This window comes from Nonomuraea spiralis (assembly GCF_014648435.1).
Lineage (GTDB): Bacteria > Actinomycetota > Actinomycetes > Streptosporangiales > Streptosporangiaceae > Nonomuraea > Nonomuraea spiralis.
Genome location: NZ_BMRC01000008.1, coordinates 51,503 through 62,247, shown reverse-complemented (window position 1 = coordinate 62,247; position 10,745 = coordinate 51,503). Strand labels below are relative to the sequence as shown.

10 protein-coding genes are annotated in these 10,745 nt (G+C 69.8%); 8 read left to right on the top strand and 2 right to left on the bottom strand.

Annotation, left to right across the window (positions count from 1 at the left end; genetic code table 11):
• Positions 1–7: 7 nt before the first annotated feature.
• Positions 8–1,462 carry a PucR family transcriptional regulator gene (locus IEZ27_RS20820; protein ID WP_229824173.1) on the bottom strand — a complete coding sequence of 485 codons (1,455 nt, stop codon included), beginning with the start codon at positions 1,460–1,462 and terminating at the stop codon, positions 8–10.
• Between the two features lie 70 nt (positions 1,463–1,532).
• On the opposite strand from IEZ27_RS20820, the gene speB reads away from it, so the two are divergent.
• Genes speB through IEZ27_RS20805 form a run of 3 tightly spaced genes read left to right on the top strand, consistent with a single transcriptional unit; the run spans position 1,533 to position 4,623 of the window.
• Positions 1,533–2,465 (top strand): agmatinase, encoded by a 933-nt coding sequence (speB, locus tag IEZ27_RS20815; RefSeq protein ID WP_189648793.1) that lies wholly within the window; start codon positions 1,533–1,535, stop codon positions 2,463–2,465.
• Positions 2,462–3,967, top strand: a complete 1,506-nt coding sequence (locus tag IEZ27_RS20810) for a purine-cytosine permease family protein (protein ID WP_125631296.1) — start codon at positions 2,462–2,464, stop codon at positions 3,965–3,967. Before speB ends, IEZ27_RS20810 begins: the two co-directional genes overlap by 4 nt.
• Positions 3,967–4,623, top strand: a complete 657-nt coding sequence (locus IEZ27_RS20805) for a cyclase family protein (RefSeq protein ID WP_189649056.1) — start codon at positions 3,967–3,969, stop codon at positions 4,621–4,623. The genes IEZ27_RS20810 and IEZ27_RS20805 overlap by 1 nt, the downstream gene beginning before the upstream one ends.
• Here IEZ27_RS20805 and IEZ27_RS20800 read toward each other — a convergent pair.
• Positions 4,620–5,111, bottom strand: coding sequence for an Lrp/AsnC family transcriptional regulator (locus IEZ27_RS20800; protein ID WP_125631294.1), 492 nt, complete (start codon positions 5,109–5,111; stop codon positions 4,620–4,622). The genes IEZ27_RS20805 and IEZ27_RS20800 overlap by 4 nt on opposite strands.
• Before the next feature lie 203 nt (positions 5,112–5,314).
• Here IEZ27_RS20800 and IEZ27_RS20795 point away from each other — a divergent pair, with 203 nt between their 5' ends.
• From IEZ27_RS20795 to IEZ27_RS20775, 5 genes are read left to right on the top strand one after another with little or no spacing between them, the layout of a single operon-like run.
• Positions 5,315–6,748 carry a gamma-aminobutyraldehyde dehydrogenase gene (locus tag IEZ27_RS20795; protein WP_189648792.1) on the top strand — a complete coding sequence of 478 codons (1,434 nt, stop codon included), beginning with the start codon at positions 5,315–5,317 and terminating at the stop codon, positions 6,746–6,748.
• 14 nt (positions 6,749–6,762) lie between these two features.
• A complete protein-coding gene (locus IEZ27_RS20790; RefSeq protein ID WP_189648791.1) occupies positions 6,763–7,830 on the top strand; it encodes an ABC transporter ATP-binding protein in 1,068 nt (355 codons plus the stop codon).
• A 9-nt stretch (positions 7,831–7,839) separates the two neighbouring features.
• The gene (locus tag IEZ27_RS20785; protein WP_189648790.1) at positions 7,840–9,072 is read left to right on the top strand and encodes a polyamine ABC transporter substrate-binding protein; all 1,233 of its coding nucleotides are present in this window, start codon (positions 7,840–7,842) and stop codon (positions 9,070–9,072) included.
• A gap of 2 nt (positions 9,073–9,074) precedes the next feature.
• Positions 9,075–9,926: an ABC transporter permease gene (locus tag IEZ27_RS20780; RefSeq protein ID WP_189648789.1), complete on the top strand. Its 852-nt coding sequence runs from the start codon at positions 9,075–9,077 to the stop codon at positions 9,924–9,926.
• Positions 9,923–10,714 (top strand): ABC transporter permease, encoded by a 792-nt coding sequence (locus tag IEZ27_RS20775; RefSeq protein ID WP_189648788.1) that lies wholly within the window; start codon positions 9,923–9,925, stop codon positions 10,712–10,714. The genes IEZ27_RS20780 and IEZ27_RS20775 overlap by 4 nt, the downstream gene beginning before the upstream one ends.
• Positions 10,715–10,745: the final 31 nt, after the last annotated feature.

The following is a 10,745-nucleotide window of genomic DNA, read 5'->3' as shown; positions in this document are numbered from 1 at the left end:
GGCCGGGCTAGCACAGGCCGAGCTGGCGGGCCGCCCGTACGGCCAGCCAGACCTCGGCGAACGCCGCGCTCGACGACAGGTCGCGCCCGCTCAGCGCGGCGAACCTGCGCAGCCGGTAGGCCAGCGTGTTGGGGTGGACGTGCAGCGCCGCCGCCGCGTCCTCGACGTGGCGGTTGCGCTCCATCCACGTGCGCACCGACAGCAGCAGCCGCGAGTCGTGGGCCTCGTCGTAGGCCAGCACCTCGCCCAGCACGTGGTCGACCAGGGCCGACAACGTCGAGGGGTCGTCGGGCAGCCAGCGGCCCGTGGTGTCGTCGCCGTAGTGGACCAGCGCCTTGCCGGACTCGGCGGCGTGCGTGGCCGCCCACACGGCCTCCCGCTGGGCGACCCGCAGCGACTCGCCCGGCGGGAACGGCCGGCTCATCCCCGCGCTGACCCCGGGCACGGCGGCGACCGCGGGCCCGAGGCCGGGCGGGCCCAGCAGGTAGTGGTCGTCGCCGCGTCTGAGCATCAGGTGCGGCAGCTCGCTCACGGCCCTGCGCAGCGCGTCGTCGGGCGCGTGACGGACCACGAGCAACACCGACCCGCTCTCCAGCGGCAGGCCCATCCTGGCCAGCCGCCGCCGGGCCGCGGGCGGGTCGAGCACGTCCTGGAGCAGCTCGGCCAGCGTCTCGGCGCCCTCCCTGCGCAGGGTCTCGCGCTCGTGCCTGGCCATGGCGACCTGGAGGGCGGCCACGGTGGCGATGTGCTGGACCACGGCCAGCCCGGCGGGCCGCGCGCCCTCGCGTTCGAAGGCCACCAGGAACCCGGCCGGGCCGCCGGGCGCCGGGACCGGCAGCGCGAAGCCGCCCGGGATCGTGGGCGGCGCGTCGGGCTCGGCGGGCAGGACGTCGAGCGCGGGGACCGGCACGCCGGGCAGCAGCGGCCGCCCCTGCGGGGTGCACAGGTAGACGTCGTAGCCGGACAGGCGTTCCAGGCGCTTGAACAGCGTGACCGTGTCCAGGTCCTCGGCGGCCAGCCAGCGCAGCGCCCCGAACACCTGGAGCTGCGCGCCCAGCCGGTGGCTGGCGTCCTCCTGCAGCGCCGCCGCCACCTCCTGCGAGACCGCGATGAACGGCACCGCGAGCGGCACCTCCAGCACCGGCATGCCGCGCTCCTCGGCGGCCTCGAAGAAGGCCGGATGCAGCGGCGGGACGTGGAGCTGGGCCGACAGGGCGAGCGCCGAGACCCCGGCGTCGTCGAGGCGTTCGAGGTAGGCGCGCTGCCGGGCGGCCGAGCGCGGCAGGCCGATGCCGGTCGTCATGATGACCTCGGCGCCGAGCAGCCAGGGCGTCGGATCGGCCAGCTCGCTGACGTGCGCCCACGAGACCGAGCGGGACAGCCCGGCCTCGCCGGCGAGCACGCGGAGCTGGAGAGCCGGGGAGCGGAGAAGGTCTTCGACCGTCATCTTGTGGTCAACCACAACACACACCGTATTACTTTGTGGGAGTAACAATTGCCGCAGGTCAGAAGGGTGACGAACACTGACGGACATGCACATCGGTCCCGTCGACTCCTCCAAGGTCCCGCGCTTCGCCGGGCCCGCCACCTTCGCCCGGCTGCCTCGCCTCGACCAGGTCGAGCGGGCGGACGTGGCCGTCGTGGGCGTGCCCTTCGACGCGGGCGTGTCCTACCGGCCGGGCGCCCGGTTCGGTCCCGCCGCCGTACGGGAGGCGTCGCGGTTGTTGCGGCCCTACCACCCGGGGCTGGACGTGTCGCCGTTCGAGCGGGTGCAGGTGGCCGACGCCGGTGACATCGCGGCGAACCCGTTCGACATCGGCGCGGCCGTCGAGACCATCGAGGCCGCGGCCGACGAGCTGGACGCCAGGCTCGTCACCATCGGCGGCGACCACACGATCGCGCTGCCGCTGCTGCGCTCGGCGGCCAAGAAGCACGGTCCCGTGGCGCTGCTGCACTTCGACGCCCACCTCGACACCTGGGACACCTACTTCGGCGCCGAGTACACCCACGGCACCCCCTTCCGGCGCGCGGTCGAGGAGGGCCTCCTCGACACCGAGGCGCTGAGCCACGTCGGCATCCGGGGCCCGCTGTACGGCAAGAAGGACCTGGAGGACGACCGGCGGCTCGGGTTCGGCATCCTGACCGCCGCCGACGTCCTGCGCCGCGGCCTGGACGAGGTCATCGACCTGCTGCGGCAGCGCGTCGGCGACCGGCCGCTGTACGTCTCGGTCGACATCGACGTGCTCGACCCCGCCCACGCCCCCGGCACGGGAACGCCGGAGGCCGGCGGGCTCACCAGCCGGGAGCTGCTGGAGATCCTCCGGGGCCTGGCCGGCTGCCGCCTGATCGGGGCCGACGTGGTCGAGGTGGCCCCCGCCTACGACCACGCCGAGATCACCTCGGTCGCCGCCTCCCACGTGGCCTACGACCTCGTCAGCCTGCTGGCGATGCAGGAGAAGACATGAGCATCACCGAGATCGAGACCTACGGCGTCGAGCGCATCCCCGACGCCGATCGCACCGCCGGGCCGTTCGACCTGTTCCGGGTCGCCTTCGGCGGCGCGAACACGTTCGCCACCTGCGTGCTCGGGGCCTTCCCCATCCTGTTCGGCCTGTCGTTCTGGCAGGGGCTCGCGGCCACTGTGCTCGGCCTGGTGGTCGGGGCGCTGATCCTGGCGCCGCTGTCCCTGTTCGGTCCGCTCAACGGCACCAACAACGCCGTCTCCTCCTCGGCCCATCTGGGCGTGCACGGCCGGGTGGTCGGCTCGTTCCTGTCGCTGCTGACGGCGATCGCGTTCTTCTCGATCTCGGTGTGGTCGTCGGGCGACGCGCTGGTGGGCGGCGCGCACCGGCTCGTCGGGCTGCCCGACGGCGACCTGTCCTACGGCGTCGCGTACGCGATCTTCGCCGTGCTCGTCCTCGTGGTCTGCGTGTACGGCTTCCGCTTCATGCTGTTCGTCAACAAGATCGCGGTCGCGGCGGCGTCGCTGCTGTTCGTGCTCGGGGTGTTCGCCTTCGCCGGGGACTTCGACCCGTCCTATCCCGGGACGCTGGCGGCCGGTGACCCGCTGTTCTGGCCGTCGTTCATCGGGGCGGCGCTGATCGTGTTGTCGAACCCGGTGTCCTTCGGCGCCTTCCTGGGCGACTGGTCCCGCTACATCCCGGCCTCGACCCCGCGTTCCCGTGTGATGGCGGCGGCCTTCCTGTCGCAGATCGCCACCATCCTGCCGTTCTTCTTCGGGCTGGCCACCGCCTCGATCATCGCCGCCAAGGCCGCCGAGTACGTCGACCCGGCGGCGCCCAACTACGTGGGCGGGCTGCTGGCGATCTCGCCGGCCTGGTACTTCGTACCGGTCTGCCTGATCGCGCTGATCGGCGGCATGTCCACCGGCACCACCTCCCTGTACGGCACCGGCCTCGACTTCTCCAGCGTGTTCACCCGCTTCTCCCGGGTGCAGGCGACCGTGTTCATCGGGACCCTGTCGATCGTGTTCATCTTCGTCGGGCGCTTCGCGGCCAACCTGACGGCCAGCATCTCGACGTTCGCCACGCTGATCATCACCTGCACCGCGCCCTGGATGGTCATCATGGTCCTCGGCTACGTGACCCGCCGAGGCTGGTACGACCCCGACGCCCTCCAGGTCTTCAACCGGCGCCAGCGCGGCGGCCGGTACTGGTTCACCCACGGCTGGAACTGGCGGGGCCTTTCGGCCTGGCTGGTCGCGGCCGGTGCGGCGCTGATGTTCGTGAACCTGCCCGGCCAGTTCGTCGGGCCGCTCGGCGACCTGGCCGGCGGCGTGGACGTCTCGCTGCCGCTGGGCCTCGCGGTGGCCGCCGTGCTCTACCTGACGCTGCTCGTGCTCTTCCCCGAACCGCGCGAGGTGTACGGCCCCGAGGGCCCGCGCCTGGTGCGCTCGGCCGACACGCCCATCCTGCCCATCGTGGACGCGGCAGAATCGATGGCGTGATGGAACTCGTCGACCTGTCGGTGCCCGTCGAGACCGGGATGCCCGTCTACCCGGGCGATCCCGAGGTCTCGGTCGCCCCCGCGCTCACCCTGGCCCGCGATGGCGTCAACGTGCTGGGGCTGCACCTGGGGTCGCAGTCGGGCACCCACGTCGACGCGCCCTTCCACGTGGACGACACGCTCCCGGCGCTCGGCGAGCTGCCGCTGTCCCGTTTCGCCGGGCCCGCCGTGGTGGTGGACGCCCGGGGGCTCGCGCCCCGGACCCCGATCGGGGCCGCGAGCTTCGCCGGCCTCGGCCCGGCGCCCGGCGGGGACGCGCCGATCGTGCTCGTCGCGACCGGCTGGTCGGCCCATTGGGGGAGCGAGTCCTACCACGGGCATCCCTTCCTCACCGAGGAGGCCGCGGCGCTGCTGGTCGAGCGGGGCGTGCGCACGGTCGGCATCGACGCGCTGAGCGTCGACCCCACACCGGCGGACGACTTCCCCGCCCATCGTGTCCTGTGCGGCGCGCACGCCGTGATCGCCGAGAACCTGACCGGCCTCGACCGGCTGCTCGACGCGCAGGCGCGGGGGAGGCCGGTCGAGGTCTGGATGATGCCGCTGCGGCTCGACGGCGCCGACGGGGCGCCCGTACGGGCCGTGGCGCGGATCGGTTAGCGCGTGCCCCAGGAGTACGACTGCTTACGCAGCTTCAGGTACACGAACGACTCGGTGGCCCGTACGGCGGGGATGGCCCGGATCTTGCTGAGGATCTCCAGCAGGTGACCGTCGCCCTCGCAGACCACCTCTACGATCACGTCGAAGGAGCCCGCCGTGAGCACCACGTAGTCGATCTCCTCGATGGCCGACAGCTCGTCGGCCACCGACTCCAGGTCGCCCTCGCAGTTGACCCCGATCATCGCCTGCCGGGGGAACCCGAGGGTGAGCGGGTCGGTCACCGCGACGATCTGCATCACCCCGGCGTCCTGCAACCGCTGGACGCGCTGGCGCACCGCGGCCTCGGAGAGCCCGACGGCCTTGCCGATCGCGGCGTACGGCATGCGCCCGTCGGACTGGAGTTGCTCGATGATCTGCTTGGAGAGATCGTCGAGCACGACGGGCCCGGAACTGGCGTTGGTTCGTCGTACGCGGGGCGGCGTCGTCATGTCAGAGGAATCCTCCTAGCGGTCCGGCGTTACGGGGGCGTTCCCGCTTGATTGCCGTCCTGGTGCGACATGTTGTCAGTTCTTGGAGCTCTGTCAAGCGAATTCGTAGCAATTTGATATCTTCACCACGAAATCCCTTGTCCAGATGCATCTGCTCTGTAAGAGTCGCGGCATCTCAGCCACCTCAACGAGGAGGTCGTGCATTGACCACCCGTCTGCAGAACTTCATCAACGGTGAGTTCGTGGACGCCCAGAGCGGCCGGTTCTCCGACATCATCGACCCTTGCACGGGAGAGGCCTACGTACAGGCGCCCGTCTCCGGCGTCGAGGACGTCGATGCGGCTTACGCCGCCGCGGCCGCCGCGTTCGAGTCGTGGGGTCGTACCACCCCCGGTGAGCGGGCGAACCTGCTGCTCAAGGTCGCCGACGCGATCGAGGCGCGGGCCGACGAGATCAACGAGGCCGAGTGCCTCAACACCGGCAAGCCGCGCGCCCGCATGGCCGAGGACGAGACCCCGGTGGCGGCCGACCACTTCCGCTTCTTCGCCGGCGCCGCGCGCACGCTGGAGGGCCCCACCGCCGGTGAGTTCCTCGCCGAGCACACCAGCGTCATCCGGCACGAGCCCATCGGCGTCGTCGGCCAGGTCACGCCCTGGAACTACCCGATGATGATGGCCGTGTGGAAGATCGCCCCGGCGCTGGCCGCCGGGAACACGATCGTGCTCAAGCCGTCGGACACCACCCCGGCCTCCACGCTCAAGCTCGCCGAGATCGTCGGCTCGGTGTTGCCGCCCGGCGTCTTCAACGTCGTCACCGGCGACCGCGAGACCGGCGCCCTCGTCGTGGGCCACCCGACCGCCGCCATGGTGGCGATCACCGGCTCGGTCGGCGCGGGCATGGCGGTCGCCAAGAGCGCCGCCGACGACCTCAAGCGGGTGCACCTGGAGCTCGGCGGCAAGGCGCCGGTCGTGGTCTTCGAGGACGTCAAGGACCTCGCCAAGGCCGCCTCCGACATCGCCACCGCCGGTCTCTACAACGCCGGCCAGGACTGCACCGCGGCCTGCCGCGTGCTCGTCCAGGAGAGCGTGCACGACGAGTTCGTGGCCGCGCTGACCGAGGCCGCCGCAGCCACCGTGACCGGCGACCTGGGCAACGAGGAAGCGCTCTACGGCCCGCTCAACAACGAGAACCAGCTCGCCAGGGTCCAGGGCTTCATGGACCGGGTCCCCGGCCACGCCAAGGTGCTCACCGGCGGTCACCGCGTCGGCGACAAGGGCTACTTCTTCGCCCCGACCGTCGTGGACGGCCTCAAGCAGGACGACGAGATGGTGCAGAACGAGGTCTTCGGCCCGGTCATCACCGTCCAGACGTTCAGCGACGAGGCCGACGCGCTGGCCAAGGCCAACGACGTCAGGTACGGCCTGTCCAGCTCGGTGTGGACCTCCGACCACGGCCGCGCCATGCGCATGTCGAACCGCCTCGACTTCGGCGTGGTCTGGGTCAACACGCACATCCCGTTCGTCTCGGAGATGCCGCACGGCGGCTTCAAGCACTCCGGGTACGGCAAGGACCTGTCGGTGTTCGGTCTGCACGACTACACCAGGGTCAAGCACGTCATGCACTACATCGGCGAATAAGGACAAGCCTGGACATGACCGAGCTATCCGCGATTCAGCTAGAGGACGTCGTCAAGGAGTACCTCTCGCACGGCGAGGTCGTCCAGGCGGTCAAAGGTGTGTCGCTGGACATCGCCGAGGGGGAGTTCTTCTCCCTCCTCGGCCCGTCCGGATGCGGCAAGACCACGACCATGAGGATGGTCGCCGGCTTCGAGGAGCCCACCAAAGGGCTGGTGAGGCTGCACGGCAAGGACGTCACGAACGTCCCGCCGAACAAGCGCGACGTCAACATGGTCTTCCAGTCCTACGCCCTGTTCCCGCACATGAGCGTGTGGGACAACGTGGCGTTCGGGCTGAAGCAGCGTAAGACGCCGCAGGAGGAGATCAGGCGGCGGGTCGGCGAGATGCTGGAGATCGTCGACCTCGCGGGCCGGGAGAAGCGCCGGCCGCGGGAGATGTCCGGCGGCCAGCAGCAGCGCGTGGCCCTGGCCCGCGCCCTGGTCAACCGGCCGAGGGCGCTCCTGCTGGACGAGCCGCTCGGCGCGCTCGACCTCAAGCTGCGCCAGGCCATGCAGATCGAGCTCAAGCGCATCCAGCGCGAGGTCGGCATCACGTTCGTGTACGTGACGCACGACCAGAGCGAGGCGCTGACCATGAGCGACAGGATCGCCGTGATGAACGACGGGCTGGTCGAGCAGCTCGCCGGCCCGCGGGAGATCTACGAGCGGCCGGCGACCGCCTTCGTGGCGGGGTTCATCGGCACCTCCAACCTGATCACCGGGACGGTGGCCGGCGGGGTGCTGGAGATCGGCGGCGGCCGGGTGCTGGTGCCGGGACACGAGGGCGACGTGACGGTGACCGTCCGCCCCGAGAAGATCACGATCTGCCCGGACGAGCCGGGGCGCGGGCTGAGCGCCGTGCCCGGGACCGTCACGGAGATGGTCTACCTGGGCACCTCCAACAGCTACGCGGTGAAGCTCGCCGACGGGGCCGACATCACCGTGTTTGAGCAGAACGCGCACGACGCGACGGCGACGGCGGAGCGGGGCGACTCCGTGTGGCTGTCGTGGGAGGCGCAGCACTCTTACGTGATTGGAAGTTGATAGCACCCCATGAACCCCCGCCAGATCACCCCCGCCCTCCTCAGGGGCATGACCCAGCCCCGCACCCGCCGCGACTTCTTCCGGGTCACCGGCCTGTCCGCCGCCGGCCTCGCGCTCGCCGCCTGCGGCGTCCAGGGCAAGAAGGCCGCCCCTCCGAAGGCCGACGCCGTCCAGGATTACTGGTCCAAGCAGACCAAGCACGGCAAGCTCGTCTTCGCCAACTGGCCCGAGTACATGCCCGAGGACCAGGCCCCGCTGAAGAAGTTCACCGAGACCACCGGGATCTCCGTGGAGTACAAGGAGGTCATCCAGGAGAACGCGGAGTTCTTCGGCAAGGCCGACCCCGTGCTCCGCGCCGGCCAGCCGCTCGGCTACGACATCGTCGTGATGACCAACGGCGTCCAGCTCCAGCACATGGTCGAGCTCGGCTACATCGTGCCGCTCGACCACAGCCGGATGCCGAACTTCCTGGCCAACGCCGGCGAGAAGTACAAGGAACGCGCCTACGACCCGGGCAACCAGTACACGATGCCCTACTCCTCGGGCGTGACCGGCATCGCGTACAACACCAAGTACGTCAAGGACGACGTCACCAGCATCGAGGCGCTGTTCGACCCCAAGTACAAGGGGCGGGTCGGGATGATGGCCGACGCGCAGGAGATCGGCAACTTCGGCATGTTCGCCCTCGGCATCGACCCGGAGAAGTCGACCGAGGCCGACTGGAAGAAGGCCGGCGAGAAGCTCAAGCAGCAGCGCGACGCGGGAATCGTCCGGAAATATTACGACCAGAGCTACATCGACGCGGTGTCCAAGGGCGACGTGTGGCTGACCATGGCCTGGTCGGGCGACGTCTTCCAGCGGCAGCTCGCCGGCGAGCCGGTCAAGTTCGTGGTGCCCGCGGAGGGCGGCACGATCTGGACCGACAACATGCTCATCCCCAAGGGCGCGGCCAACCCCGTGGACGCGCTCACGCTCATGGACTACCTGTACCAGCCCGCGGTGGCCGCCGAACTGGATGAGTTCATCCAGTTCGTGACGCCGATCCCGGCCGTGCAGGACCTCATGCGCGAGAAGGCCAAGACGGCCAAGGGCGACGCGAAGAAGGCCCTGGAGGACATGGTGGACAGCCCGCTCATGTTCCCCTCGGCGGCCGACTACGCCAAGCTGCGCACGTACACCACCCTGACCACGCAGCAGGAGCAGGTGTTCAACTCCATCTTCCAGTCGATCACCCAGGCATAGCCATGAAACGGCTCACCCCCTACCTGCTCGCCCTGCCGAGCTGGCTGTGGCTGGCGATCTTCCTGGTCGTGCCCATGGTGGCGATGGCGTCGGTCTCGCTGCAGACGGGCAACGCCATCGACGGCTACGCGATGACGTTCAGCTTCTCCAACTACGCCGACGCGCTCGGCAGGTACAGCGACCAGTTGCTGCGCTCGCTCCTGTACGGCGGCCTCGCCACCGTGGCCATGCTGGTGATCGGGTACCCGGTGGCGTACTGGATCGCCTTCAGGGGCGGCAGGCGCAAGTCGGTGTACCTGTTCCTGCTGCTGCTGCCGTTCTTCGTGTCGTTCGTGTTGCGCACGATCTCGTGGAACTTCCTGCTCGCCGACAACGGCATCCTGTTCGGGACGCTGAAGGGGTGGGGGCTGCTGCCCGAGAGCTTCCACGTGCTGGCCACGACCCTGGCGGTGGTGGGCGGGCTCACCTACAACTTCCTGCCGTTCATGATCCTGCCGATCTACGTGGCCCTGGAACGGGTCGACCCGCGGGTGGTGGAGGCCGCCCAGGACCTGTACGCCACCCGCGCCGGAGCCTTCCGCCGGGTGGTGTTGCCGCTGTCGCTGCCGGGCGTCTTCGCCGGGGTGCTGATGACGTTCGTGCCCGCGACGGCCGACCCGGTCAACGCGCAGATCCTCGGCGGCACGGCCAACACCATGATCGGCAACATCATCCAGACCGAGTACCTGACCAACCTCGACTACCCGACCGCCTCGGCGCTGTCGTTCACGCTGATGGCGATCCTGCTGGTCGGCATCTTCGTCTACGCCCGCGCGCTCGGCACCGAGAACGTCCTAGAGGCGGCGGCGCGATGAGGGGCGTACGGGGCAGGCTCGGCGACCGCCTGCTGCACGTCTACACGTGGCTGATCATCCTGTGGCTGTCGTCGCCGATCGCCGTCATGATCCTGTTCGGCTTCAACGACAAGAAGAGCAAGTCGAACACGAGCTGGCAGGGCTTCACCCTGAAGTGGTACGGCGAGCTCTTCGAGATCTCCGACCTGACCACGGCGCTGCGCAACTCGATCGTGATCGCCCTGGTCAGCACCGTGATCACGGTCGTCATCGGCACGATGCTGGGCCTGGCCGTCGGCCGGCACCGCTTCCGCGGCCTCGGCGCCACGAACTTCCTGGTCTTCGCCGCCATCTCCACCCCGGAGCTGGTCATGGGGGCCTCGCTGCTGTCGCTGTTCGTCTCGGGCAACGTGCCGCGCGACGGCAACACGATCATCGTCGCGCACGTGTTGTTCTCGCTCTCCTTCGTCGTGGTGACGGTCAGGGCGCGGGTCATCACGCTCGACCCGTCGCTGGAGGAGGCGGCCAAGGACCTCGGCGCGACCGCCTGGGGCACGTTCCGGCAGGTGACCCTGCCCGCGATCATGCCGGGCGTGCTCGCGGGCGCGATGCTCTCCTTCGCGTTGTCGATCGACGACTACGTGGTGACGAGCTTCGTCAACGGCTCGACCGTGACGTTCCCGCTGTGGATCGTCGGTGCGGTGAAGACCGGCATTCCGCCGCAGGTCAACGTGATGGGTACGCTCATCTTCGGGATCGGCGTGCTGATCGCCGTGGCTAATGCGGTGGCCGCCAGACGCCGCGCCTAGGATCTGCTCCAACAGGCTTTCCCCCCGCGAT